Below are 25,927 nucleotides of genomic sequence, written 5' to 3' on the forward strand. Positions count from 1 at the left end.
TCGGCGCAGGCGGCTTGTTTATCGCGCCGGATAACAATAAATAATATTTAATTAATTATTCATACTGCATGCTATTGAAATTTTGAATTTCAATAAAGTCAATCAAGTTGGATTAAAGTAAATTCTAAAACATAAAGAAATTGATTTTTATTAAATTATTTGACCAGCGCCACTGTCGCCGTGGCGATATCTCGCTGGTGCTTGATGTGGTATATTGTTTTTATGTTTTTGTTATGCTAGTTGAAAAAAATAGAGGAGCGACGATGCGGGTCAATACGCCTATCACGCAAAATGAATACGTATTAAATGAAGGCATGACGATTGTTTCCACTACGGATTTACAGGGAAACATCAATTACGCCAATCAGTATTTCATTGAAGTCAGCGGTTTTTCAGAAATGGAACTGCTGGGTGCGCCACAAAATATTCTGCGTCATCCCGATATGCCGGCCGAAGCGTTTGCCGACCTGTGGGATACCATCAAGACGGGCATGCCATGGACCGGCATGGTCAAGAACCGCTGCAAGAATGGCGATTTTTACTGGGTCTTTGCGAATATCACGCCCGTCATCGAAAATGGCCGCCCGATCGGCTACATGTCCGTGCGTACCAAGCCCACGCGCGAGCAGATCAACGAAGCGGCAGCCCTGTATAAAAGTTTTAAAGATGGCAACACCGCAAGGCTGGCGATCCGCAATGGCCGCGTCGAACGTCAGGGCTGGGCCGCCAAGCTGGCCGGGTGGCGCAAGCTGAGCCTGTCGCAAGACCTGGCCCTGCATTGCATCGTCTTTGGCGTGGTGCTGGCCATCCTCGGCTGCGCCGTGTGGAATATCGATGGCGATACGAGTACGGCCACGCGCAGCTGGCTTAGTGGCGTTGCCGCCGCAGCCGTCGCACTGATGCTGTATTTCTGGACCCATTTGCACAATTCGCTGGTCGCGCCCCTGGGCGACGCCATCACGGTGGCGCGCAAGATGGCCGGTGGCGACTTGACGGGCGTCATCGACAAGGTGCGTGATGATGATATGGGTCAATTGATGGCGGCCTTGCGCCAGACCAACATCAACCTGCACAGCATCATCGGCGACGTGCGCGCCAACTTCGAGGATATCCGCGTCACGACGGCGGAAATTGCCACTGGCAATATGGACTTGTCCAGCCGCACGGAATCGCAGGCTTCCAGTCTGGAACAGACGGCGGCCAGCATGGAAGAACTGACGTCCACGGTGCAAAATAGCGCCGACCACGTGGCCACGGCCAACAACCTGGCGGCGCAAGCGTCCACCGTCGCGGCCAAGGGCGGCACCATCGTCAGCGAAGTGGTCACCACGATGAATGAAATCAGCACCTCGTCGCGCAAGATTCTCGACATCATCGGCCTGATCGACGGTATTGCCTTCCAGACCAACATTCTCGCCTTGAACGCGGCCGTGGAAGCGGCGCGTGCGGGCGAGCATGGCCGCGGCTTCGCCGTCGTAGCTGGTGAAGTGCGCAGCCTGGCGCAGCGCTCGGCGACGGCGGCCAAGGAAGTCAAGAATCTGATCGACCATTCGATCGCTACCGTGAATGCGGGCAGCGTGCTGACCAGCAATGCGGGCGCCACCATGGCGGAAGTGATCGCCTCGGTGGCCCGCGTGACGGAAGTGATGGATGAGATTTCTTCCACCACGCGCGAGCAGAACCAGGGCATCGGGCAAGTCAACCAGGCCGTCATCCAGATGGATGGCATCACGCAGCAGAATGCGGCGCTGGTGGAGCAGGCCGCTGCGGCTGCCACCAACCTGGCGCAGCGCACCGACAGCGTAGCCAAGTCGATCGGCATTTTCAAACTGAAGGCGTCGCCCAGGCGCAAGGCTGCCGGCGTGGGCCGCAACGTGGGTGCGGGCGTGGCGGCAAGGGCGCTGTTAAAGGCGAGGTAGCAAAATGCTGGGGTCAGTCACTGCGTGATCGGAATGCTCCCCATTGGGGCGCATTCCCCCGTCGGGTCTGCCCCCAATTTACCGGCCGCCAACTACGCGCTACAGTCATTACTTCTTCACCCGATACACTTCCCCGCTGCGCACCTTCCGTACCACCCCATCCCCGCCAAACAGGATCACATACTCGCCCTGCGTGCCTGCGGCGGCGGGGTAGCTGTACATCCACACTTCATTGCCGCTGTCGAAACGGATGGACGTGCTGTCTCCCAGCGCCGCGCGCACCTGTTCGCGCGTGCTGCTGCCCGGCTGCACCGTCTGCTCCAGCGTTGTGTAAGGTACATTCTTGCTTACCTGCAAGGCGCGCGTGCCGGAACAGGCGGCCAGCAATGCCAGCACGGGAAATGCCAGCCGCTTCATGGCGCCACCTCGTCCATGTAAGTAAATTCCAGCAAGGTATCGTCGGGCCAACTGGCGTCCCACAGGGGCGCGTAATACGTGCGGTCGAGCAAGACCTGGCAATCGCAATAGGGTAGCGAGGCGGACGTTTGCTCGCCGCCCGCGTACAGCATCTTGAATGCTAGCGTGACCCTGCGCTCGCCATGCACGAGAGTCACGCCGAACAGGGGCCGCTCGGTGAAGAACAAATAATTGCCGTCCGGCTCGGAACACACCTTGTCGGTGCTGTAGAGCATGCTGGACAGCCAGGCGATGATTTGCGGGTCGTTCGAGATCAGCCCGGAATCCATGCCGGCGCGGCATTCCAGGCGCAAGTCGCCCAGGCGCCGCGTGCCGGGCGGCAAGCCGGGCGTGATGACTTGTGCGCGCCAGCTCATGGTGGAAGCCCTGCGGTTGGCGATCAGGACGGCATCTTCGCGCGCGGCTTGCGCATGGCGCACGGGGGCAAAGCTGTTGTCCTGCGCCAATGGTAACGGGATGCTGACAGTATCGCCGGCGATGCGCAGCTGCACGCCCGTCATGTCCACGCCGGGCTGGCGCGGCAGCAAGCGAAAGCGCAACACCGCCTGCGGCGCCAGCGCATGGTCGCGCTCGAAGCGGTCCACGCCCTGCAGCATCTTGCGGTAGGATTTATCCACGGGGTCGCGCGTGGCATCCACTTTCACTTGCGGCACGGGCGCAGTTTGCGCCAGCGCAATAGTGCTGTACGGTGGAGCAGCGAGCAAGCCGGCGAGCAGCAGGGAGGGAGGAATACGCATGCCTGGATGCTACGCCTTTTCAGGCAGCAGCCACGCACGGATGGGGGCATCAGTACTCGCTATACTTGCGTGCGTCGCCGCGCACCTGCTGCGCCGGGTATTTCTGCGCGTTGAGTTCCATTTTCTCCAGTACGGCCGCATGCAGGTCGACGCCGCTCTTGTCGGCCAGGCGCACCAGATACATCAGCACGTCGGCCAGCTCGTGGCGGATGCCCGTGCGCTTCGCCTCGTCCAGCTCGGCGTCCGCGCCCGTGGGCAGCCACTGGTAGTGCTCGGCCAGTTCCGCCACTTCCACGGACAGTGCCATGGCCAGGTTTTTCGGTGTGTGGAACTGGTCCCAGTCGCGTTCCTCGGCAAAGGCAAGCAGGCGCGCGCGGATGTCGAGCAAGCTGTCGGTGGGCGCGGTCATGCAGCCACCTGCAGCGGTTTTTCCATGAAGACACTGAACGGATCGTCGGGATAGTCGCCGTAGGGTCCGCGCTGTCGATAGCCGTGGCGCGCGTACAGGGCGATGGCTGCGGGCTGGTGGATGCCCGTCTCCAGGGTCAGCAAGCGGCAGCCGCGCGCCAGCGCCTGTTCTTCCAGCAAGGCCAGCAGGCGCTTTGCCAGGCCCAGGCCGCGGCTGTCCGGATGCACATACATGCGCTTGACTTCGCCGAAATCGGGCGTGACGACGATGGCGCCGCAGGCGCGCGCCGTGCCCGCCGCATCGCGGGCAACGGCAAACAGCAGGCTGTCCGGCGGCACGGACGCCAGGTCCAGCGAATACACGCACTCGGCCGGATACAGGGTTTGTTGATAGGCATCAAGCTCGGCGATCAGGGTTTGCACGTCGGCTTGCTGAGGCGATTCCAGGCGGATAGTCATGGGGAGGTCGAGTCAATAAGATGTCCTCCATGGTATCACTGCGGCCGCGCCAGGCGCATCGTCAGGCCGATGGGCGACATCACAAAGCCCATCAGTTCCTGCGCCTCGCCGCCATCGGGCGTATCGACGCCGGCGATGTCGAAGCTGCCCAGCAGCATGGCCATGGCGATCTTGATTTCCAACAAAGCCAGGTAGCGGCCGGGGCAGGTGCGCAAGCCGGCGCCGAAGGGCATGGCGGCGCGCTTGTTGTTCGCCTCGCCGCCTTCGGCCAGCCAGCGCTCGGGCTGGAACGCCTGCGCGTCGGGAAAGTGTGCATCGGACACCGTGTCGTGGCGCATAACGCACCACACCAGGGTGCCGGCTGGCACGGCAATATCGCCGATGACCGTGTCGCGCAGCGCCTCGACGGGCAGGAAGGGCGCCACGGGTTTCAGGCGCATGGCCTCGCTGGCGCAGGCGCCCAGGTAGTCGAGGCTATCCATCTGCTCGATCGTGAAATGGGCCACATCGGGCGCCAGGCGCCGCACTTCCTCGCGGGCCCGCGCCAGGGTGTGCGGATTGCATTGCAGCAAGTAAATCATCCAGGACACCGTGTTGGCCGTCGTATCTTCGCCCGCCAGCAGCATGGTCAGCACATTGCCGGCCACGTTGCGGTCGGTCACCCCGCTGCCTTCCAGGTCGGCGGCGGCAATCATGGCTTCGAGCAGGTTGGGCGGACGCTCGCGGCGCGCCGGGTCGTGCGCCATGCGCGTGCGCGCCTGCTGCACCAGGTCGGCCACGGCGGCGGAGAGGGCCGCCACATCGCGGTCCAGCCGACGGTCGATGGGCAGCTTGACATAGCGCCAGTACGGGAACATGGACAGGCTGCGCCGCGCCACGGCGGGCAGGATGTCGTCCATGTGGCGCTGGATCACGTCTTCGCCCGATTCCAGCGTATTGACTTCCGTGCCGAAGGCCAGGCCGGCGATGATGTCGACCGTGTAGCGTTTCAGGTCGCCGTCCAGATTGATCGCCTGGCCTTGCGTGGCGGCAAGATGCCAGCGCCGCTGCAGGCGCTGCGCCACCGTCACCAGCGCCGGGAAATAGGCCTTGATGGCGCCGGGCGCCATGCCGGCCATGACCATGCGGCGCTGGTTGCGCCACTCCGTACCCTCGGCCAGGAACAGGCCGGGGATGCCGCCCATTTCCTCGGAGACGAGGGAGCTGCTCAGGGGGCGGCGAAACCCGTCGGGTCGGTCGCGCAGCACGGCGGCGACAGCCTCGCTGTCGGCCACCACCAGCACCAGCGTGCGGCCGAACCAGGCGCGCATGAAGGGGCCGTAGCGCTGCACCCACTGCTCCACGTCGCGGTGGATGCGCGTGAGCTTGATCTGCAGGCTGTTGCCGACGATGGGCAGGGCGAATGGCCCCGGCAGGCGGCGGATCTGGCGCAAGGGCTTGGTAACGGCGGGCGCGGCGATGTGGTCGAGCGGGGGCATGGCGTACTCCAGGTGGATGGCGACAATGACCTCACTGTAGCGCGCTTGCGCGCCCGCGTCTTGAACGAATACGACATCGCGCGCAGCCAGAAATTGCCGGTACAATCGTCGCCATGCCTGCCGCCCCTACGCCCCTGACCCGTTTGATCGCGCCGCGTACCGCGCTCGCTTCCTGCGTACGCGCCTTCCTCGTGCGCGACACCACACGCTGCGCGCCCTTGCCGCCGGCGCAGCGCCTGAACCGTTTTCCTGCCACGCCCATGTGCTGCCTGCTGTGGACCGTCGCGGGCGAGGTCGAGGCGGCGGCGCCCGGCCCTGACCTGCTGCATGTGCGCATGCCGCCCGCCCTGTTCAGCGGCCCGCGCGGCTATCCACTGGTCAGCTACAACCCCGGCCCCGTGCACTCGTTCATGGTGATGCTGTATCCGGCCGCCCTGCATGTGCTGACGGGCATCGACATGGCCGTCCTGTTCGACCAGGTGCGCCCGCTCGAACCCCTGTTCGACGCCGACTGGCTGGCGCTGTCCGATGCCGTGCTGGCCGCACCCGACGACGCGGCGCGCATCGCGCTGGTGGAAGCATTCCTGGCGCCGCGCTGGGCGCTGGCGCGCAAAAGCGGTGACCATCCGGCGGGCGCCATACAGGACTGGGTGCGCCGCCTGGGCGTGCAAGCGGCATCGACGGGCCTGGCCAGCAGCGCGCGCCATATCGAACGCCGCATCAAGGCCTGGGCCGGCCAGCCCATGCGCACCTTGCGCCGCATGCGCCGCGCGGAACAGTCGTTTCTCGACGCGCGCGAGGCCATGCTGCAAGGCAATGCCTCATGGAGCGATATCGCTGCCGAGGGCGGTTACGCCGACCAGGCTCACCTGTGCCGCGAGGTGCGCGCCCTCACGGGCTTGAGCCCCACCGAACTGGCGCGCGCCAGCCGCGATGATGAAAGTTACTGGGTTTATCGAGTGTGGAGTTAAACGGGGGTTTTACTCGGTATAGACGACGCCTTTCGCCAACGTGACTTCATGGTGCCCCGCGCCGGGCGCCATCATGGGGAAGCAGTTTTCTGCGCCATGCACGCGTACGTCGAGAAAATACGGGCCGCTTGATTCCAGGCAGGCCGCCAGCGCTGCATCGAGTTCCTCGCGCCGGCTCACGGTGTGCGCCTGCCAGCCGAACGCCCGCGCCAGGGCGACGAAATCGGGCAGCGCCTCCGTGTAGCTGTGGCTGTAGCGTTCGCCGTGGTGCAGTTCCTGCCACTGGCGCACCATGCCCATATAGCCATTGTTCGACAACACCACTTTGACGGGCAGGCGGTGCTGCATGGCCGTGGCCAGTTCCTGGATATTCATCAGGATCGAGGCGTCGCCGCTGACGCACACCACGCATTTTTCGGGATGGGCGATCTGCGCGCCGATGGCGGCCGGCAAACCATAGCCCATGGTGCCCGCGCCGCCCGACGTCAGCCAGCGGCGCGGCTGCTCGAAGCGCAAGTGCTGCGCCGCCCACATCTGGTGCTGGCCCACGTCGGTGGAGACGATGGCGTCCTGTCCGTCGAGGGCCGCCTGCAGCCGGCGCATCAGCGCCTGCGGCGCGATCACTTCCGGCGTGTCGTCGAACGCCAGGCTGTCTTGCGCGCGCCAGCCATCGATGCGTTGCCACCACGGCTGGCGGTCCGCCAGCAAGCGGCCGCGCAGTTGCACCAGCAGGGCGGTGAGCACGGGGGCGCAGTCGCCGCGCAGGGCCACGTCGGCGCGCACCACCTTGCCGATCGAGGCCGGGTCGATATCGATGTGGATGATCTTCGCGCCGGGGCAGAAGGCGTCCAGGCGGCCCGTGACCCGGTCGTCGAAGCGGGCGCCCACGCAGACGATCAGATCGGCATGGTGCATGGCCAGGTTCGCCTCCAGCGTGCCGTGCATGCCCAGCATGCCCAGGAAGGCCGGGTGCGAGGCGGGAAAGGCGCCCAGGCCCAGCAGGGTCAGGGTGCAGGGCGCGGCCGCCAGCTTGACCAGCAGCCCGAAGGCGGCGCAGGCATCCGGGCCGGAATTGATGAGGCCACCGCCCCCATAGAACACGGGCTGGCGCGCAGAGGCGATCAGGCTGGCGGCCCGCTCCAGGTCAGTACTGTCGGGCAGGGGCGCGGCCGCTGCGGCGGCGGGCGGCAGCGGCGTGCTTGCCGCGACCTGCGCCAGCTGCATATCCTTGGGAAAATCGACCAGCACGGGACCGGGCCGGCCTTGGCTGGCCTGCGCGTACGCTGCCTGCACCACGGCCGCCGTCTCGTCGGCCGTGCGGATTTGCCGGTTCCACTTGGTGACGGGGCGCGAAATGCCCAGCGCGTCGCATTCCTGGAAAGCGTTCGTGTCGATGCTGGCGGTGGCCACCTGGCCGCTGATGCAGATGAGGGGAATCGAATCGCACAGGGCGTCGAGCAAGCCCGTGGTGGTGTTGCTCATGCCGGGGCCGGACGTGACGAAGACCACGCCGGGCCGTCCCGTGCTGCGCGCATAGCCTTCGGCCGCATGCACGGCCGCCTGTTCGTGGCGCACCAGCACGTGGCGCAAGCGGGGCTGCGCATGCAGCGCGTCATACAGGGGCAGCACGGCGCCACCCGGGTAGCCAAAGACGGTGTCGACGCCGAGCGCCAGCAGGGTGTCGATGAGGACGCTGGCGCCGTTGCGCGGCGCAAGATTGTGGGCGGGAGCGAGGAGGGGAGCGGGATCGGGTTTCATGGATCTATTTTCTGCTTGCTCCGGCAGAAAAGGCTGCTGGTTTTCTCGTATAAAATGCCAACTTCAGCAAAATTTGCTGTTAAATTAGGAGTTGGCAGAATGAAGCTCGACAAATTCGACCTCGCCATCCTGACGGCCCTGCAGCAGGATGCCCGCATCAGCCTGCACGAGCTGAGCGCCAAGGTGGGTCTGACCTCGTCGCCATGCTGGGCGCGTATCAAGCGCATGGAAGACGATGGCGTCATCGAGGGCTACACGGTGAACGTCAACGCGGCCAAGGTGGGGCTGGCCGATACCGTCATCGTGCAAGTGACCCTGGACGACCATTCCGACCAGGCCTTGTTCGAATTCGGCCACGCGCTGGCCATGATCCCGGAAGTGCTGGAAGCGTTTCTCGTCTCCGGCGACTACGATTACTACCTGCGCATTGCCGTCAGCGACACGCGCGACTACGAACGTCTGCTGCGCGAGCGCCTGTATAAAATTCCCGGCATCCGCCACAGCAAATCGAGTTTTGTCTTGCGCCAGCTCAAGCAGAGCAACCTGCCTTTGCAGCGTTAGCTTCCTGCACGGCGGGAGTTTTTCCCTAGCTCATCCCTGGTGGCTGTCCGATACTGGACGCAATAAAAACCACTATAAAACGGGGATACGCATGAAACTGACTTTATTCGCCGCCGCCGCCATGGCGCTGTGCCAGGCGCAGGCCGCCGAGCCGGCTGTCGCCAGCCTGGCCGCGAACTTGGCCGCAGCGGGCGACTTGCCCACCGTCATCATCACGGGCAGCATGCCGCTGCCCACCGTGGAGCAGCCGCGCGATGCGCTGGCCGCGCCCGTGCAGACGGCCAGCGCGCAGCAGATCGCGCGCAGCGGCGCGCTCGACATTTCCGCCTTCTTGCGCCGCAACCTGGGCAGCGTCTATGTGAACGAAGTGCAGAACAACCCCTTCCAGCCCGACGTCAGCTACCGCGGCTACACGGCTTCGCCCCTGCTGGGCACGCCGCAAGGCCTGTCCGTGTATCTGGACGGCATGCGGCTGAACCAGCCGTTTGGCGATGTCGTCAGCTGGGACTTGATCCCGCGCATGGCCATAGCCTCGCTGACCCTGATGCCGGGCGCGAATCCCCTGTTCGGCCTCAACACCCTGGGCGGCGCGCTGGCCCTGCAAACCAAGGATGGCCGCAGCAGCCCGGGTACGGCCATCGAGGCGCGTTTGGGCTCGCACCAGCGGCGCGCCGTCGAATTCGAGCATGGCGGCAGCAATGCGCAGGGCTGGCACTGGTATGTGACGGGCAACCGCTTCAAGGAAGAGGGCTGGCGCGACGATACACCGTCCGACGTGCGCCAGGTGTTTGGCAAGCTGGGCTGGAGCGATGCGCGCACGGACATTGCCGCTACCGTGGCCCACGCGGACAATGCGCTGACGGGCAACGGCTTGCAGGAGCAACGCCTGCTGGCGCGCGACTACCGCAGCGTCTACACCAAGCCGGATCTGACGCAGAACAAGTCGACCCTGCTGAACCTGACGGGCAAGCACCAGGCCAGCGAGGCCTTGTTGTTATCTGGCAATGTGTACTACCGCAAGATCGACACGCACACGTTTAACGGCGACCTGAACGACGAGTCGCTCGACCAGTCCGTCTACCAGCCCGGCGCGGCCGAGCGGGCGGCGCTGGCGGCGGCCGGCTACACGGGCTTTCCCGCCAGTGGGGCAAATGCAAGCAATACGCCGTTTCCCAAGTGGCGCTGCATCGGCAATGTCTTGTTGAACGATGAGCCGGCCGAAAAATGCAATGGCATGATCAACCGCAGCCATACCGAGCAGGAAAACTATGGTTTTTCCGGCCAGTTCACCGTGCTGGCCGACCTGGCGGGAGCGCGCCATGCCGTCACGGCCGGCGCCGCTTATGACACGAGCCACGCCACGTTCCGCCAGACCAGCCAGTTCGGCTACCTGAACCCGGACCGCAGCATCACGCCCGTGAATTTCTTTGCCGACGGCACAGAAATCGATGACGATGGCACGCCCGTGGATAACCGGGTCGACTTGAGCGGCCGCATGCGCACCTGGAGCGTGTATGCGAGCGACAGCATTGCGCTGAATCAAGCATTGACCTTGACCGTTTCCGGCCGCTACAACCGCAGCACGGTGCGCAACCGCGACGCCATCACGCCCGGCGGCGGCAGCGGCTCGCTGGATGGCGACCACCGTTTCAGCCGCTTCAATCCCGCCATCGGCCTGGCCTATGCGCCAGCGGCCGGCATCGGCGCCTACCTGGGATATAACGAAGGCAGCCGCACGCCGACGGCCATCGAACTTGGTTGCGCCGACCCGGAAAACCCGTGCCGCCTGCCCAACGCCATGGCCGGCGACCCGCCCTTGAAACAGGTGGTGACGAAGACGTGGGAAGCGGGCGTGCGCGGCAAGCTCGCCAATGTGGCCCGCTGGAGCGCGGGCGTGTTCCGCGCGGAAAACCACGACGATATCCTGTTCGTGGCCGACAACCAGGCTGGTTTCGGCTATTTTAAAAATTTCGGCAAGACGCGCCACCAGGGCGTGGAACTGGCGGCCGATGGCAAGGCGGGCGCGCTGGACTTCGGCGTCAACTACACATGGCTGCAGGCGACGTATCAAAGCCGGGAAGTGGTCAACGGCAGCGCCAACAGCAGCAGCGACGCGGACGCGCCCGGCCTGGAAGGCAATATCGTCATCACGCCGGGCAACCGGATTCCCCTGACACCCAGCCACATTTTCAAGGCGCATGTGGATGTCCAGGGCGGACGCGACTGGACGGTGGGCCTGGCCATGACAGCCGTGTCGAGCGCCTATGCGCGCGGCAATGAAAACAACCAGCACCAGGCGGGCGGGCCATCGTACCTGGGGGCGGGCAAGAGCGGCGGTTATGCGGTGGTCGAACTGAACGGCAAATACCAGCTGACGCCACGGCTCAGCGTGTTTGCCCAGGTGAATAACCTGTTCGACCGCCAGTACGCGACGGCGGCCCAGCTGGGTGCCACGGGTTTCGATGCCAACGGCAACTTTGCCGCCCGCCCGCTGCCGGCCGTGAACGGTGCGTATCCGATGGTCAACGCGACGTTTTATGCGGCCGGCGCACCGCGCAGCGTGAATGTGGGTATGCGCTACGCGTTTTAAGGCTGAACGTGTTCGATGACGCCATTGCGCAGCGCAAGATGGACCAAAGCGGCGGGGCCGGGCACGTCGAGCTTTTCCCTGATGCAGGTCTGGTGATTGGCCACCGTCTTGCTGCTCACGTGTAGCAGGCGGGCGCAGTCGGCGGCGCTGTGGCCTTCGGCCAGCAGGCGGAAGATTTCGAATTCGCGCTGGCTCAGGCTGCTCAAACGCTGGGCTTCCATGCGGGCCGTGCCCTGCAGCACGCCGGGTGCGCTGTGGGGGTCCAGGTAGCGCCGGCCCGCGTGGGCCGCGCGCACGGCATCGACCAGGTGTTCCGGGTCGGCTTGCTTGCTGACAAAGCCGCAGGCGCCGCCATCGAGCGCGCGCGCGATCAGCTGCGGCGTGTCGTGCATGCTGAAGACCAGCACGCGCGCAGCGGCGTCGCGGGCAAGCAGCTTGCGCAGCAATTCCAGGCCGCCGATGCCGGGCATGGACAAATCTGTCACGCAAACGTCGGGCGCGTGCTCCAGGTACAAGCCATACGCCGTTTCGCCATTGCCTGCCTCGGCCACGACGGCGATGTCGCCGCCCTGTTCCAGCAGGCGCCGGTAGCCCGTGCGCACCACGGGGTGATCGTCCACTAGCATCACACGGATCGGCAGCATGGCGTTCATGCCGCGCACCGTGCCATCAGGGCCACTTCGATGCGCAAGCCCTTGCCCAGCGCGCTGATCCAGCGGATGTGGCCGCGCAGACCGGCCACTCTTTCACGCATGCCCAGCATGCCGAAACCGGGATCCTGCTGCCTGTCCTGGCGCAAACCCTGGCCATTGTCTTCGATGGCCAGGTGCAGCAAGCCGTGCGCATCGGCGCGCAATTCCACCGTTGCATGGTCGGCGCCCGCGTGGCGTGCCACATTCGTCAAGCCCTCCTGCACCAGGCGGTAGATGGCCGTGGCGGTGCTGTCGTCGAGGCCGGCAGGGATGGCCTGCGGGGCGAAACGGCATGCGATGCCGTGCTGCTGGGCCCAGCTGTCGCACAGCGCCTGCAGGGCCGCTTCCAGGCCCAGGCTGTCGAGCACGGGCGGGCGCAGCCGGCGCAGCATGCTGCGCACCATCGCATGCAGCGCTTCCGCCGAGCGGGCGATGCTGGCGGCGCACGCTTGCACATTTGCCTGGTCGCCGGCACTTGCGCGCAGGATGTAGCTGGCGGCGGCGCGGATGGCCGTGCAGTCTTGTCCCACTTCGTCGTGCAGCTCGCGCGCCAGCGCGCAGCGTTCCTCTTCCTGTGCGTGCAGCAGGCGCTGCGTGAGGGCGCGGTTTTGCGCCAGCAACAGGGCCACCTGGCGTCCGCGCCGCACGGCAAAGCCGGCCAGCGCCAGCACCAGCAGCAGCAGGCTCAGGGCCAATTCATCGAGTTGCCAGTGCTCCTGGCGCCAGAGGGCATGCGTCAGCCGTTCGGCCAGGTCCAGCCTGCTGGCCAGCAGGAAAAAAGCCAGCGCCAGCGCGCAGCACACGATGCTGCGCCAGGCCGGCCGCGTGCCTGAGCGGCCGCTGCCGGCCAGTTGGTAGTGTTCCATGATGCTGCTCCCTGAGCACGGTCGATCCCCTTGTTGTGCAAGCTTCATGCCATCGGCACAGGGGCGCAAAGGGCGCGTCTGGCGGCGCGCCGGCAGACCAGGCAGTGTTCCAGGATGGAACAGGTGTACCGCGATGTGACGGTGCAGAAAACGCGGATTCCGAGCTTATCTGAAGTCGCGCCGGCACGCTGGCGCGCACGCCTGGACCACCATGGCTTGTTGTTCAAATGTAACGTTGAGATTCCTCAATCTTTCATAGATAAAACAAAACAAAGTTTCGCAGAGTTAGATAAAAAATAAATAAACGATATTAAAAATATGATATTTATTTTATGCAATTTGCTATATTTGTTGACACTTTTGTGAAAAAGCTGAAAGCGGGCGCCAGACCTGCCGACCTATCTATCCACAACAATCAAGGGAATAGAATGAATCGTTTATCACCTGCGCGGGTATCGCCCGCCACCGCCAATCCGTCCGCTACCAGCGGTCGTTCCACCGTTCTTGCCGCATTGGCCACCGTGTCCGTGCTGGCCTCGGCGCCGGCCATGGCTGGCGTACTGAGCTTCGACACCTTGCGTCCCGATATCTATGAAAGCGGCCAGACGCTCAATACGTCGAGCTACAACCTGCTGTTCCTGGCCGATCCGACCACGGCGGCCGGCGGCGGCGTCAGCGGTGTGGGCGCCATCCTCGATGGCCGCTTGGGCTCGTCGTGCGATATCGCCGCCTGCCCGCAGGGCGCCACCGGCAATTACCTGGCTATCCTCAACGATGGCGGCGTGAATTTCTCGCGTGCCGACCACCAGGCATTCACCCTGGCCGGTTTCGACTATTCCTTCATCGCGCCCGTTTCCGGCTTGCCCAACATGCAGTGGGGCCAGCTGCAGCTGAGCGGCACCCTCGGCGACGGCCAGGTGATCAGCACCTCGCTGGCGTTTCCCGGCCAGGGCAGCGACGGCAATTACCATTTCCAGAGCGCTTCCCTGCTGAGCGGATTCAGCAACTACGCCTTCACGGGCCTGACCTTCAATGCGTGCATCTTCAACGATACGGGTGCGTGCAGCAATTCCCTCGATTTCCCCGCCTTTAACCAGGGCCAGTTCGCGCTCGACAATATCAACGTCAGCGCCGTGCCGGAGCCGTCGACCTACATGCTGATGCTGGCCGGCCTGGGCGCCATCGGCATGCTGTCGCGCCGCCGCACCGGCAAGTTCGCAGCTTCCACCGTGCAAGGAGCGTGAGATGAAATTACGTCCCGTTTCACTCGCTATCCTCCTGCTGGCCGCCAGCCTGGCGCAAGCGGCGCAGGCGCAGGAACGCCGCTCCTACATCGTGCAACTGGTCGACAAGCCGGCCGCTACCTACACGGGCCAGGTCGACGGCCTGGCCGCCACCAAGCCGGCCCCGGGCGCGCGCATCAACGTGGGCGCCGCCGATGTGCAGGCTTACCTGAGCTACCTCGACACCAAACAGGCCGCCGTGGCCGGCACCGTCAGCGCGGCTGAAATCACGCACCAGTACAGCGTCGTCTTCAACGGCTTTTCCGCCTTGCTGACGGACGATGAAGTGCGGGCCCTGAAGAAAAACAGCGGCGTGGCCAGCATCAGCGCCGACTCCATCCTGCAGCTCGACACCAGCTACACGCCCAGCTTCCTGGGTCTGGACAAAGCGGGCGGCATCTGGGAACAGCTGGGCGGCAAGGCGCACGCGGGCGAAGACATCGTCATCGGCATCGTCGACAGCGGCATCTGGCCAGAGAACACGGCCTTTGCCGATCGCCTCGACGAGAACGGCGTGCCCAGCCACAGCGGCAACAACGTCGTGTACGGCGCGCCACCGGCCAGCTGGCAGGGTACGTGCCAGACAGGCGAGGGATTTTCCGCCGACAATTGCAACAATAAGCTGATCGGCGCGCGCTACTACCGCGCCGCCACGTCGGCGCTGCACTGGACGGAATTTTTATCGCCGCGCGATTCCGTCGCCGGCCTGACGGGGCACGGCGGCCATGGCACGCACACGGCGTCTACTGCAGGCGGCAACAATGGCGCCATCGCCACCTCGGGCGGCGTGTCGCTGGGCAAGGCATCGGGCATGGCGCCGCGCGCCCGCATCGCCGCCTATAAAGTCTGCTGGACAGCCGCATCGACGGGACGCAACGGCTGCGCCACGGCCGACAGCGTGGCCGCCATCGACCAGGCGGTCAAGGACGGCGTGAATGTCATCAACTTTTCCATCGGCCCGAACGCGGGCGGCGGCGCTTTCGACGAACCGACGGAAGTGGCCTTCCTCGGCGCGGCGGCGGCAGGCGTTTTTGTCGCCACGTCGGGCGGCAATTCCGGCCCGGCCACGCCCGCGCCCGACGTGCCAGCGCCCGTGTCGCACATCAGCCCCTGGCTGGCGACGGTGGCCAATTCCACCCACAACCGCCTGTACGCGGGCAATGTGATACTCAGCAACGGCAGCAAGCTGGAAGGCGCATCGAGCAATGCGAAGACGCCCGCGCTGCCGCTGATCCAGTCGCGCGACGCGGGCCTGGCCGGCGTGTTGCCAACGGATGTCAACCTGCTGCGCTGCTTCGGCGTGGCCGATGCCACCTCGGCCTACCTGGACCCGGCGAAAGTGGCGGGCAAGGTGCTGGTGTGCGACCGCGGCGGCAACGTGCTGGTCAACAAGAGCGCGAACGCCAAGACGGCGGGCGCGGCGGGCGTGATCATCGCCAACGTGGCCGGCGGCGCCAACACCATCATCAACCAGGCGCATCTGCTGTCGACCGTGCACCTGGCGCAGGCGCAGGGTGACGCGCTGAAGGCTTTCATGGCGGCGACGCCTGACGGCACGGCGGCGCTGGGCGAGGTGCATACGATCCCCGACACCACGGTGCAGGCGCCGATCGTCAGCGACCGTTCCTCGCGCGGGCCGAACGTGGCCAACGCGAACATCCTGAAACCCGACCTGTCGGCGCCCGGCACCAACGTGCTGGCCGGCGTGACGGCCGACCTGACGCAGGCGCAACGCGATGCCGTGGCGGCCGGTGGCGTGGCGCCATTGGCCGAATGGGATTTCTATTCCGGCACCTCGATGGCCAGCCCGCACGTGGCGGGCGTGGCGGCGCTGCTCAAGCAGCAGCATCCGGACTGGTCGCCCGCGGCCATCAAGTCGGCGCTGATGACGACGGCCTTCAGCACCTATTCGGATGGCTTGAACGGTTCCGTGTCGTGGGATGCCACGGCGAAGAACTCGGGCCAGCTGCCGTGGGGCCAAGGCGCCGGCCACATCGCGCCGAACAGCGCGGCCGATCCGGGTCTCGTGTACGACATGTCGGAAATCGACTACGCGCGCTTCCTGTGCGGCCTGAACCTGAAGGTCTACAGCGCCGCCACCTGCCAGGCCATCGGCAGCATCGCCGCCTACAACCTGAACCTGGCGTCGCTGACGGCGGCCAACGTGTTGGGCACGCAAACGCTGACGCGCACGGTGACCAACGTGGGCAGCAGCAGCGCCGTCTACAACGTCTCGGCCAGCCTGCCCGGCTACACGGTGGCGGTGACGCCAAGCAGCCTGAACCTGGCACCGGGCGCCAAGGGCCAGTTCCAGGTCAAGCTGACGCGCACCACGGCGCCGGCCAATACCTGGACTTACGGCGCCCTGAGCTGGACCGATGGCACGCACACGGTGCGCAGCCCGCTGACGGCGCGCGGCACCTCGTTGGCCGCCATTCCTCTGGTCAGCAGCGAAGCGGCCACGGGCAGCAAGGTGCTGACCCTGGGCACGGGCTTCACGGGTGCGCTGGTGGGCGTCAAGTCGGGGCTGGTCGAAGCCGTGCGCGAGACGCGCACGATAGGCCAGGCGTCGACGGGCGCCGCCGCATCGGCTGCCTGCAAGGCCGGTGGCGCCACGGGCGTGAACGTGCACAACGTGGTGATCCCGGCCGGCACCCTGGCGGCGCGCTTTGCCACTTTCGACGCGGAAACGACGGGCGGCGCGAATACCGACATGGACATGGAGGTCTACAACGCCGCCAATGTACTGGTCGGCAGCAGCGGCAATGAAGGTTCCAATGAGCAAGTGGAACTGCGCCTGCCCGCCGCCGGCACCTACAAGGTGTGCGTGATCGGTTTTGCGCCGCAAAACGGCCAGGCCGACTACACGCTGTCGTCGTGGGTGCTGGCACCGGGCTTGAACAATGGCAGCTTCAAGGCGCTGATGCCGGGCACCGCCTACACGGGCGGTACCGCGACTGTCTCGCTGAGCTGGTCCAACCTGGCCGAAGGCAAGCGCCATCTGGGCGCCGTCGGCTACCAGGTGGCCGGCGTGCTGCAGGGCGTCACGGTGGTCGAGGTCAATACCAATGACCCCGTGCCGCTGTTGCAGAGCGCGCGCGGTGCCAGACCTGTGCTGGCCGATTAAAGCGTTTCAGGTGTTAGCGCAAGGCGTGCCTCCGGGCACGCCTTTTTTTATTCGCTCACCCCCGTTCGGGAGGAATAGCACTTGCATGGCGGTAACGCCCCCGGTATCTTGTCGGATAGCCATGGCTTTGTGCCCTGGCATTCTTGGGGAGTCGCGCGTGACCAGTTTCCGCACCAATACCGACCGCCTGCTGGAAGTGCGCCTGCAGGATGAAAAAGTGCTGGCGATTGCCGGCGCCATGGTCGCCTATACGGGCAGCATCAAATTTGAAAAATCCCTGCTCGGTGGCGAGGGCATCTTCGGCGCGCTCAAGCGCAAGGTGACGAACGAAGGCATGCAGGTGATGCAGGCCGCCGGTACGGGCACCGTGTTTTTTGCGCAAAATGCGGCCGAGATCACCGTCATGGCGCTGGCCGGCGAAAAGCTGACCATCGAAAGCAGCAGCCTGCTGGCCTACGACACCAGCCTGAAGACGGGCACCAGCTTTGCCGGCTTGCGCGGCGCCAGCTCGGGCCAGGGCCTGTTTTCCACCACCGTCGAGGGCCATGGCAACCTGGCCGTCATTTCGCGTGGCAACCTGATCATGCTGGAAGTGACGCCGGCGCACCCGCTGCGCGTGGACCCGGACGCCTTCGTCGGTTTCAAGGGAGATATCCGCCAGGAATTCGTCTTCGACGTCAACTGGCGCACCATGATCGGCCAGAGCTCGGGCGAATCGTACCAGCACAAATTCACAGGCCAGGGCGTGGTGTTCATCCAGCCCGCCGAACGTTAAGTTAGCGAGGACCCGCGATGCCTGTCTATCAGCAAATCAATGAAAAGATGCTTGAGGTCAAACTCGGCAATGAAGAAGTATTCGCGCGCAAGGGCGCCATGGTGTCGTACCAGGGCGACGTGGCGTTCAGCCGCTCCTTCCTGGCCGGCCAGGGCGTGCAAAGCCTGGCCATGCGCGCCGTCACGAACGAAGGCTATGCCCTGATGTCGGCGCGCGGCACGGGCAGCGTGTTTTACGCGCAGGGCGGCCTGTTCGTCAGCATCGTGCCCGTGCGCGGCGAAACGTTCTATGTGGAAAGCGATTCGCTGCTGGCCTTCGATGCGCGCCTGACGGCCGGTACCATGTTTATGGGCAACCAAGGCGGCGTGCAGGGCGTGGTGCGCGGCATGGCTACCGGACAGGGCTTGTTTACCACCACCTTGCAAGGTACGGGCGAAGTGGCGATTTTGTCGGATGGCAATGCCATCGGCTTGCCCGTCACGCCGGACGTGCCCGTGTTTGTCGACCCGCAAGCGTATATCGGCCACACGGGACAGCTGAGCTCAAGCATCGTCACGGACCTGAACTGGAAAACCTTCGTTGGCCAGGCGTCCGGGGAATCCTACCAGGTGAAATTTATGGGCCAGGGCACGGTCTACATTCAAGCGAGCGAAAGGTAAGCCATGATGATTTACAACCCCGATACCTTGCCGAAGAACGATAACCTGAACCGTTTTTCGTATGTCATCGACGTCAAGGAACAGATTTTCATTCGCAAGGGCAAGATGATTGCCTTTTATGGCGAGCTGCGTTTCGAAGCCATGGGCAGCAGCGTGCTCGACTTGATCGTGCGCAACGCCTTCAATGCACCGAAATACGTGCACCACTTTGTCGTGGCGCAAGGCCAGGGCCAATTGATTTTGGGTGATAACGGCAACGACCTGGCATGCTACGACCTGGACAACGCCAACATGACCATCCGCGCGAAAAACCTGCTGGGTTTTACCAAGGATGTGATTTGCCAGGAATCGACCTTGCCCGGTTATCTGACCATGATAGGCACGGGTAAAGTGATCGCCTCGTCGAACGGCCCCGTGCATTTCCTGGAATTGCCCTGCCGCGTGGACGAGCAGGCCGTGCTGGGGTGGGCCGATTGCCCCAGCCCTTCCTACCACTACGATTATGCCCACGTGCAGGGCTGGGCTTCGGCCGCCGGCGCACTGACGGGTTTCAGTTTGTCGGGCGAGGAAAAGCAGATCGACTTCACGGGCACCGGCACGGTGCTGGTGCAGTCGTCCGAACTCGACGTGACGGGCAGCTCCGCCCTGATGCAGCTGCTGGCGCAATTGCCGCTGCTGGGCAAGGAAGACCTGGGTACCTTGAGTCTTTCCGTGCAGCAGCAGATGAAGCAAGAGCGTTAAGTTACGTTAAATTAAGTTATGGCCGCGCCCAGCTGGGCGGCCGTTTCTCTAAAAAGGCGCTCACGCCTTCATCCGCATCCTCTTCCATCATGTTGCGCGCCATCACGTCGCCCGCATACGCATACGCGTCGTCCAACGGCAGCTGGCGCTGCCGGTAGAACATGGCCTTGCCGTAGCGGATGGCTGTCGGGCTTTTCGCCATGATCTGCTGCGCCAGGCGCGCCACGGCCTCGTCGAGCGCCGTGTCGGCCACCGTTTCGTTGATCAGGCCCCAGTCGGCGGCCGTGTCGGCGTCGATGAAGCGCCCCGTCACCAGCATGTCGAAGGCCCGCTTGGGCGAGACATTGCGCGACAGGGCCACGGATGGCGTGGCGCAGAACAGTCCCACGTTGATGCCGGACACGGCAAAGCGCGCGGAGGCGCCCGCCACGGCCAGGTCGCAGCTGGCCACCAGCTGGCAGCCGGCCGCCGTGGCGATGCCGTGCACGCGGGCAATCACGGGCACGGGCAAGGCCTGGATGGCTTGCATCACGCGCGAACATTGCGCGAACAGGGTTTGATAATAATCAAGCTGGCGCGTGGCCTGCATCTGGCGCAAATCGTGGCCCGCGCAAAAGGCCTTGCCTTCGGCGGCCAGCACCACGCAGCGCACGTGCGGCTGCTGCGCGATGGTGTCCAGCGCTTCCTGCAGCGCCGCCAGCATGGCTTCCGACAGGGCATTGAATTGCAGGGGGCGGTTCAAACGCAGGGTGACCAGGCCACCCTCATCCTCGCGCAGTACCAGCGGTGCGTCGGTATCGTGTAATACGGTCATGCGGTCTCCAGTGGCCTGATGGCCTTGTTGTTCTAGGAAATCTTATTTGGCGGCATTGACGCTGCCGATGCCGGCGATCGACTTGTGCACGATCTTCGGCTTGCCGTAATAGGTCAGCTCGCCCATGCCGCGCACCACGGCGTTCAGTTCGCCCGAGGAATACACTTTGACGGAACCGATGCCGTCGAAATTGACGTCGACGTTTTTCGCCAGCAAGGCTTTCGTATCGACTTCGCCCACGCCTTGCGCCTTCAGGCGCAGCCAGTCGACCTGGCCATCGGCGGCCAGGCGGCCCGCGCCCTTGTAGCTGATGTCGACTCTTGGACCATTGAGCTTGGTCAATATCTTCTCGCCCGCGCCTTCCGCGATCAGCTTGCGCAAGGTGGGCATGGTGATGATGACGCGCGGGTCGCCCTCTGTTTTCTTGATATCTTTATCCTTCATGGAAATCTTCAGCTCGCCATCTACCACTTCCGTGATGACGCCGCTGAGGAATTTCTGGTCGCCGCGCAGCAGCAGGGTCTGCTCCTTGCCCGATTCGACTTCGATGCTGATGGGGCCGCGGATGTCGATGGCGTTGAAGGCGCCGACCGTGCGGGTTTGCTCGTCGGCATGGGCGAGGGTGGAGAGGCAAGCCAGGGACAGGACGGACAACAGGAACAGAGGGCGCATGGCGGTTTCCTTGGGTAGTTGATCCGTGTATTCTATGTTGCAACATCTCCAACGGGGAGAAATTTGCGATGAATTGCACAAATCGCGGCGTGGATGACACGCTGCCGCCATCGGCCAGCCGCGCGCCCGGCCAGGCGCCGTTGGTCTATGCTATGGCGTACCGCGTCTTGGAGAGCAGATGAAGAATTACCACAAAGAAGATTATCCCGTCGCCGATATCCGGCGCTTCCTCGAACCGGGGCCGGTGGTGCTGGTCAGTTCAACGTGGAAGGGCGAAAGCGACGTCATGACCATGGCCTGGCACATGCTGATGGAATTGTCGCCATCCTTGCTGGGCTGCTTCATTTCCGATGCGAATCACAGCTATGAAATGATCAAGCGCAGCATGGAGTGCGTGATCAACCTGCCCACGGCCGACATGGTCGACCAGGTGGTCGCCATTGGTAATTGCAGCGGCGAAGACACGGACAAGTTCGCCGCCTTCGGCTTGACGCCGCAGCCGGCCGAGCAGGTGGGCGCGCCCCTGATCGCCGAGTGCTACGCCAACTTCGAATGCAAGCTGGCCCAGGTGGCGGGCAATCCGAAGGGCGGTTTCTTCATTTTCGAATGCGTGAAGGCCCACGTGGCCACCTCGCCCAAGCTGCCCGAAACCCTGCACTACCGTGGTAACGGCGAGTTCATGGTATCGGGCCGCACCATCAGCCGCAAGAGCCTGATGAAACCAGAAATGCTTTAAATTACCCCTTGCGCCAGCATCGCATCGGCGACTTTGACAAAACCGGCGATGTTGGCGCCATCCACATAGCTGACGGTGCCATCGGCGCGCGTGCCGTACTGCTTGCATGCGGCATGGATGCCTTGCATGATCTGCAGCAAACGCGCATCGACTTCCTCGCGCGGCCAGGAAATTCGGGCCGCGTTCTGGCTCATTTCCAGGCCCGACGTGGCCACGCCGCCCGCATTGCTGGCCTTGCCCGGCGCATACAGCACGCCGGCCGCCTCGAACGCCTTGGCCGCCTCGATGGTGGTGGGCATGTTGGCGCCTTCGGCCACGCACTGCACGCCATTGGCGATCAGGATGCGCGCGTCGTCGATGTTCAATTCATTTTGCGTGGCGCAGGGCAGGGCGATGTCGACCGGCACATGCCATGGTGACAGGCCCGCCTCAAAGCGCACGCCCGTGCGTTCGGCGTAGTCGCTGACCCGGCCATACAGATGGTTCTTGATTTCCATCAGGATGGCCAGTTTTTCCGGCGTGAAACCGTCTTCATCGATGATGGTGCCGCTCGAATCCGAGACGGTGATGACTTTCGCGCCCATGGCCATGGCTTTTTCCACCGCGTACTGCGCCACGTTGCCTGAACCGGAAACGGACACGCGCATGCCTTCGAACGAGCGGCCCCGCGTTTTCAGCATTTCCTGCGCAAAATACACGGTGCCGTAGCCCGTCGCTTCCGGCCGCATCAGCGAGCCGCCAAAGCTGGCGCCCTTGCCCGTGAACACGCAGTCGGCGCGGTTGCTGAGCTTTTTCATCATGCCGGCCATATAGCCCACTTCCCGGCCACCCACGCCGATGTCGCCGGCCGGCACGTCCGTGTCCGAGCCCACATGACGGAACAGTTCGCTGACGAAGGCCTGGCAAAAGCGCATCACTTCGCCCGGGCTCTTGCCCTTCGGATCGAAATCGGCGCCGCCCTTGCCGCCACCCATCGGCAAGGTCGTCAACGCATTCTTGAATGTCTGTTCAAAGGCGAGGAATTTCAGCACGGACAGCGTGACGGAAGGGTGGAAGCGGATGCCGCCCTTGTACGGCCCGATGGCCATGCTGTGCTGGATGCGATAGCCGCGATTGACTTGCACTTGCCCATGGTCATCGACCCACGACACGCGGAACATCACTACGCGCTCCGGCTCGATCAAGCGTTCCAGCAAGCCTTGTTCCGCGTATTTCGGGTGCTGTTCCAGGAACGGCCACAAGCTCTCCATGACTTCGGTGACGGCTTGCAGAAACTCGGGTTGACCTGGATTGCGTGCGGCGACATGCTGGACATACTCGTGAGCAGATGCGTATTTCATCAGAATTCCATGGAGGTAATCGGTTATTTGGGCAATTATCATCGCAGATTTTGCACGAAAATGGTGCGGAAATTTGGTTTTGAGGGGTTTCTGCTACATTGTGGTGAGTTTTTAGATGCTTTCTGAAATCAATTTCCGAGAAGTTTTAGCGCCTTGCCAGGTTCACAAACGACAACGCCAGCCCGAAGGCTGGCGTTGTCGTCATTGCAGGGTGGATCAGCCCGCCATGCTGCGCAAGATCAATCCCGTGATGTAGGCGTCGCAGGTGCCCAGTGCGTAACCGAGCACGGCCAGCAGCACGCCCACGGGCGCCAGGGCCGGGTGGAAGGCGCTGGCGATGATGGGGGCCGAGGCGGCGCCGCCGATGTTCGCTTGCGAGCCCACGGCCATGAAGAACAGGGGGGCGCGGATCGGCTTGGCGACGAGCAGCATCAGGCCGCCATACGCGGCGATCCAGATCAGGCCCAGCAGAAAGAGGAAAGGCTGGTCGAACAGGGCCTTCAAGTCCATGTGCATGCCGATGGTGGCCACCAGCATGTACCGCATGGCCGAGCCGATGGTCGAGGCGCCCGTGCGGCCGGCCAGGAACAGCAGCACGGCCGTCCAGACGTTGGCCACCAGCACGTCGACGGCGACGAACTGGCCGAACAGCGTGGCATCGACTTCAAACACTTCCTTCATGGCCGCCTGGTTGGCGCCGCCTATCCACGAGCCGGCCACGCCCGCGTACCGGACTGTTGCTTACAAATAGCGCGCCAGCAAGGCCTTGTCCAGCGCCCCGTCGAGTTCGATGCGCACGAAGTGGCCGCTGCCGGGCGCCACCTGGATTTCCTTGCCGTCATCGCTGAGCATGCGTGCTATGGTGAAATCGCGGTTGCCGCCCGGATGCAGGGCCTCGATGCGGTCGCCCACGGAGAAGCGGTTTTTTACTTCGACCCTGGCCCAGCCATCCGTCACGCCCAGCACGTCGCCCACGTACTGGCTGCGGTCCGCTTCCGAGGCGCCGCGCATGTAGTTCTGGTGCGTTTGCGTGTGGTGGCGCTGGTAAAAACCGTCCGTGTAGCCGCGGTTGGCCAGGCCTTGCAACTGGCCCAAGAGGCCGATATCGAAAGGACGGCCCGCCACGGCGTCATCGATGGCCTGGCGGTAGACCTGCGCCGTGCGCGCCGCGTAGTACAGCGACTTGGTGCGGCCCTCGACCTTCAGCGAATCGACGCCGATCTTGACCAGGCGCTCGATGTGCTCGACGGCGCGCAAGTCCTTCGAATTCATGATGTAGGTGCCGTGCTCGTCTTCGAGGATCGGCATCAGCTGGCCCGGGCGCTGCGCTTCTTCAAGGAAATAGGGCTGGTCGGCCAGCGGATGGCGCGGCTGCTGGTGCAGGGCGGAAAACGCATTGTTGTCGGCCTCGGCCAGCGCCTGGTGGAATTCCAGCGGCAGCACCTGCATGCCGCCCAGGTCGCCGCTGGCGTCTTCCGTGGCATTTTTCACCTTGTAATCCCAGCGGCAGGAGTTCGTGCAGGTGCCCTGGTTCGGGTCGCGGTGATTGAAATAGCCGGACAGCAAACAGCGGCCAGAATAGGCGATGCACAGGGCGCCGTGGACGAACACCTCCAGTTCCATCTCCGGGCAGCGCTGGCGGATTTCCTCGATTTCGTCGAGCGACAGTTCGCGCGACAAAATTACGCGCGTCAGGCCCATGCGGTGCCAGAACTTCACGTCGGCCCAGTTGACGGCATTCGCCTGCACGGACAGGTGCACGGGGATGTCCGGCCACTTGTCGCGCACCATCATGATCAGGCCCGGGTCGGCCATGATCAGGGCATCGGGACGCATGGCGATCACCGGCTCCATGTCGCCCAAGTAGGTCTTCAGCTTGGCGTTGTGGGCGAAGATATTGCTGGCGACAAAGAATTGCTTGCCGCGCGCATGCGCGCCAGCTATGCCTTCCTGCAAGGCTTGCAAGGTCGAAAAATCGTTATTGCGCACGCGCAAGCTGTAACGTGGCTGGCCCGCGTAGACGGCGTCGGCGCCATAGTCGAAGGCGGCATGCATCTTGGCCAGCGAGCCGGCAGGCAGGAGTAATTCGGGAGCGTGGCGCATGGAGGAGGGGCAAAGCCGGCAATTCTATGCGGACAGGCGCGTCAGCGCCTTGCCTTGGATCAAGGGATTGAGATGTGGTGCCAGCGCCGGTGCCAGGCAGCCTCAGACGTAAGGCGTATCCGCCATGGCGGCGTTCAAGCCTGCATGCCCCTGGTCCAGCAGGGCGAGAAAGCCGGCCTTGGCTTGCTGCGCGTCGCCATGCTGGCGGAATGCGCGGTGCGCCTCGATGAGCGCGGTGCTCCAGGTGGCCAGCAGCAGGCTGGCCGCCAGTTGGGCCAGGGGATCGCGCGTGTCGCGCCCCGTGCACTCGGTCAGCGCTTGCGCCACCACATGCGCCAGTTCGTCGCGTATCGCCCGTGCCCGCGCTTGCAAGGTGTTGCTGCCCTCGATGGTGGCGATGAAACCCTGGCCGGCGGCGGAAAACGTGATGTAGGGACTGTCCTCGGCCACCAGGCGGTGCGCCAGCAGGCGCAGGGTCTCGATGGGAGAGATGGCGGGATCGCGCTGGCGCAGTGCTTCGCGCAGCAACTCGCGTCCCTCTTCCTCGCGGTCGAAGAACATGTCTTCCTTGCGGGGGAAGTGGTTGAACACCGTCATGCGTCCCACGCTGGCAGCCGTCGCGATCTCGTCCACCGTCACCTGCTCGAAGCCGCGCACGAAAAACAGGCGCGTGGCGGCATTCGAGATGGCTTGCCGGGTGGCAAGGCGTTTGCGGGAGCGGAGGTCGGAAGGAATCGTCATGTTGCCACGATCATACACCA

24 protein-coding genes are annotated in these 25,927 nt (G+C 64.1%); 10 read left to right on the top strand and 14 right to left on the bottom strand.

Going from position 1 to position 25,927, the window contains the following annotated elements; genetic code table 11:
- Positions 1 to 263: 263 nt before the first annotated feature.
- Positions 264 to 1,919, top strand: coding sequence for a methyl-accepting chemotaxis protein (locus tag ACQ4W0_RS09985; RefSeq protein WP_436576578.1), 1,656 nt, complete (start codon positions 264 to 266; stop codon positions 1,917 to 1,919).
- A 108-nt stretch (positions 1,920 to 2,027) separates the two neighbouring features.
- Here the strand turns inward: ACQ4W0_RS09985 and bamE are convergent, their stop codons facing one another.
- Genes bamE through ACQ4W0_RS10010 form a run of 5 tightly spaced genes read right to left on the bottom strand, consistent with a single transcriptional unit; the run spans position 2,028 to position 5,583 of the window.
- Positions 2,028 to 2,336, bottom strand: coding sequence for an outer membrane protein assembly factor BamE domain-containing protein (gene bamE / locus ACQ4W0_RS09990; RefSeq protein ID WP_436576579.1), 309 nt, complete (start codon positions 2,334 to 2,336; stop codon positions 2,028 to 2,030).
- Complete coding sequence (locus ACQ4W0_RS09995) at positions 2,333 to 3,133, bottom strand: hypothetical protein (protein ID WP_436576580.1); 801 nt, start codon at positions 3,131 to 3,133, stop codon at positions 2,333 to 2,335. Before ACQ4W0_RS09995 ends, bamE begins: the two co-directional genes overlap by 4 nt.
- Before the next feature lie 49 nt (positions 3,134 to 3,182).
- A complete protein-coding gene (locus tag ACQ4W0_RS10000; protein WP_436576581.1) occupies positions 3,183 to 3,542 on the bottom strand; it encodes a nucleotide pyrophosphohydrolase in 360 nt (119 codons plus the stop codon).
- Complete coding sequence (locus ACQ4W0_RS10005) at positions 3,539 to 4,000, bottom strand: GNAT family N-acetyltransferase (RefSeq protein ID WP_436576582.1); 462 nt, start codon at positions 3,998 to 4,000, stop codon at positions 3,539 to 3,541. The genes ACQ4W0_RS10000 and ACQ4W0_RS10005 overlap by 4 nt, the downstream gene beginning before the upstream one ends.
- Positions 4,001 to 4,035: 35 nt before the next feature.
- The gene (locus ACQ4W0_RS10010) at positions 4,036 to 5,583 is read right to left on the bottom strand and encodes a cytochrome P450 (RefSeq protein WP_436576583.1); all 1,548 of its coding nucleotides are present in this window, start codon (positions 5,581 to 5,583) and stop codon (positions 4,036 to 4,038) included.
- An 8-nt stretch (positions 5,584 to 5,591) separates the two neighbouring features.
- On the opposite strand from ACQ4W0_RS10010, the gene ACQ4W0_RS10015 reads away from it, so the two are divergent.
- Positions 5,592 to 6,449, top strand: a complete 858-nt coding sequence (locus tag ACQ4W0_RS10015) for a helix-turn-helix domain-containing protein (RefSeq protein ID WP_436576584.1) — start codon at positions 5,592 to 5,594, stop codon at positions 6,447 to 6,449.
- A gap of 9 nt (positions 6,450 to 6,458) precedes the next feature.
- Here ACQ4W0_RS10015 and ilvB read toward each other — a convergent pair whose 3' ends face one another.
- Complete coding sequence (gene ilvB, locus ACQ4W0_RS10020; RefSeq protein ID WP_436576585.1) at positions 6,459 to 8,207, bottom strand: biosynthetic-type acetolactate synthase large subunit; 1,749 nt, start codon at positions 8,205 to 8,207, stop codon at positions 6,459 to 6,461.
- A 99-nt stretch (positions 8,208 to 8,306) separates the two neighbouring features.
- On the opposite strand from ilvB, the gene ACQ4W0_RS10025 reads away from it, so the two are divergent.
- Both ACQ4W0_RS10025 and ACQ4W0_RS10030 read left to right on the top strand, forming a co-directional pair.
- Positions 8,307 to 8,768, top strand: coding sequence for an Lrp/AsnC family transcriptional regulator (locus ACQ4W0_RS10025; protein ID WP_436576586.1), 462 nt, complete (start codon positions 8,307 to 8,309; stop codon positions 8,766 to 8,768).
- 91 nt (positions 8,769 to 8,859) lie between these two features.
- A complete protein-coding gene (locus tag ACQ4W0_RS10030; protein ID WP_436576587.1) occupies positions 8,860 to 11,358 on the top strand; it encodes a TonB-dependent receptor in 2,499 nt (832 codons plus the stop codon).
- On the opposite strand, the gene ACQ4W0_RS10035 is transcribed toward ACQ4W0_RS10030, so the two are convergent.
- Both ACQ4W0_RS10035 and ACQ4W0_RS10040 read right to left on the bottom strand, forming a co-directional pair.
- Positions 11,355 to 12,011, bottom strand: a complete 657-nt coding sequence (locus ACQ4W0_RS10035; RefSeq protein ID WP_436576588.1) for a response regulator transcription factor — start codon at positions 12,009 to 12,011, stop codon at positions 11,355 to 11,357. The two genes, ACQ4W0_RS10030 and ACQ4W0_RS10035, sit on opposite strands and share 4 nt — an antisense overlap.
- Positions 12,008 to 12,916 (bottom strand): histidine kinase, encoded by a 909-nt coding sequence (locus tag ACQ4W0_RS10040; RefSeq protein ID WP_436576589.1) that lies wholly within the window; start codon positions 12,914 to 12,916, stop codon positions 12,008 to 12,010. Before ACQ4W0_RS10040 ends, ACQ4W0_RS10035 begins: the two co-directional genes overlap by 4 nt.
- 428 nt (positions 12,917 to 13,344) lie before the next feature.
- Here ACQ4W0_RS10040 and ACQ4W0_RS10045 point away from each other — a divergent pair, with 428 nt between their 5' ends.
- From ACQ4W0_RS10045 to ACQ4W0_RS10065, 5 genes are all read left to right on the top strand, one after another.
- Complete coding sequence (locus ACQ4W0_RS10045) at positions 13,345 to 14,160, top strand: NF038120 family PEP-CTERM protein (protein ID WP_436576590.1); 816 nt, start codon at positions 13,345 to 13,347, stop codon at positions 14,158 to 14,160.
- A 1-nt stretch (position 14,161) separates the two neighbouring features.
- Entirely contained in the window at positions 14,162 to 17,326 is a 3,165-nt protein-coding gene (locus ACQ4W0_RS10050; RefSeq protein WP_436576591.1) for a S8 family serine peptidase, read from the top strand.
- Between the two features lie 121 nt (positions 17,327 to 17,447).
- On the top strand, positions 17,448 to 18,101 hold the full coding sequence (locus ACQ4W0_RS10055) for an AIM24 family protein (RefSeq protein ID WP_101483725.1): 654 nt from the start codon (positions 17,448 to 17,450) through the stop codon (positions 18,099 to 18,101).
- Between the two features lie 17 nt (positions 18,102 to 18,118).
- On the top strand, positions 18,119 to 18,760 hold the full coding sequence (locus ACQ4W0_RS10060) for an AIM24 family protein (protein ID WP_436576592.1): 642 nt from the start codon (positions 18,119 to 18,121) through the stop codon (positions 18,758 to 18,760).
- A 3-nt stretch (positions 18,761 to 18,763) separates the two neighbouring features.
- On the top strand, positions 18,764 to 19,501 hold the full coding sequence (locus ACQ4W0_RS10065) for an AIM24 family protein (protein ID WP_436576593.1): 738 nt from the start codon (positions 18,764 to 18,766) through the stop codon (positions 19,499 to 19,501).
- A gap of 16 nt (positions 19,502 to 19,517) precedes the next feature.
- Here ACQ4W0_RS10065 and ACQ4W0_RS10070 read toward each other — a convergent pair whose 3' ends face one another.
- Together ACQ4W0_RS10070 and ACQ4W0_RS10075 are read right to left on the bottom strand one after the other, a co-directional pair.
- On the bottom strand, positions 19,518 to 20,315 hold the full coding sequence (locus tag ACQ4W0_RS10070) for an enoyl-CoA hydratase (protein WP_436576594.1): 798 nt from the start codon (positions 20,313 to 20,315) through the stop codon (positions 19,518 to 19,520).
- Positions 20,316 to 20,357: 42 nt separating this feature from the next.
- Positions 20,358 to 20,987 carry a head GIN domain-containing protein gene (locus ACQ4W0_RS10075; protein WP_436576595.1) on the bottom strand — a complete coding sequence of 210 codons (630 nt, stop codon included), beginning with the start codon at positions 20,985 to 20,987 and terminating at the stop codon, positions 20,358 to 20,360.
- A 178-nt stretch (positions 20,988 to 21,165) separates the two neighbouring features.
- On the opposite strand from ACQ4W0_RS10075, the gene ACQ4W0_RS10080 reads away from it, so the two are divergent.
- Entirely contained in the window at positions 21,166 to 21,723 is a 558-nt protein-coding gene (locus tag ACQ4W0_RS10080; RefSeq protein WP_436576596.1) for a flavin reductase family protein, read from the top strand.
- Here ACQ4W0_RS10080 and gdhA read toward each other — a convergent pair.
- From gdhA to ACQ4W0_RS10100, 4 genes are all read right to left on the bottom strand, one after another.
- On the bottom strand, positions 21,720 to 23,063 hold the full coding sequence (gene gdhA, locus ACQ4W0_RS10085; protein WP_436576597.1) for an NADP-specific glutamate dehydrogenase: 1,344 nt from the start codon (positions 23,061 to 23,063) through the stop codon (positions 21,720 to 21,722). The two genes, ACQ4W0_RS10080 and gdhA, sit on opposite strands and share 4 nt — an antisense overlap.
- 216 nt (positions 23,064 to 23,279) lie before the next feature.
- Positions 23,280 to 23,783 carry a DUF819 family protein gene (locus tag ACQ4W0_RS10090; RefSeq protein ID WP_436576598.1) on the bottom strand — a complete coding sequence of 168 codons (504 nt, stop codon included), beginning with the start codon at positions 23,781 to 23,783 and terminating at the stop codon, positions 23,280 to 23,282.
- Positions 23,784 to 23,804: 21 nt separating this feature from the next.
- Positions 23,805 to 25,166: a prephenate-dependent tRNA uridine(34) hydroxylase TrhP gene (trhP, locus tag ACQ4W0_RS10095; RefSeq protein ID WP_436576599.1), complete on the bottom strand. Its 1,362-nt coding sequence runs from the start codon at positions 25,164 to 25,166 to the stop codon at positions 23,805 to 23,807.
- A gap of 102 nt (positions 25,167 to 25,268) precedes the next feature.
- Positions 25,269 to 25,907 (bottom strand): TetR/AcrR family transcriptional regulator, encoded by a 639-nt coding sequence (locus tag ACQ4W0_RS10100; protein WP_436576600.1) that lies wholly within the window; start codon positions 25,905 to 25,907, stop codon positions 25,269 to 25,271.
- Between the last annotated feature and the right edge of the window lie 20 nt (positions 25,908 to 25,927).

The organism is Janthinobacterium breve, assembly GCF_051380895.1.
Classification (GTDB): domain Bacteria; phylum Pseudomonadota; class Gammaproteobacteria; order Burkholderiales; family Burkholderiaceae_D; genus Janthinobacterium.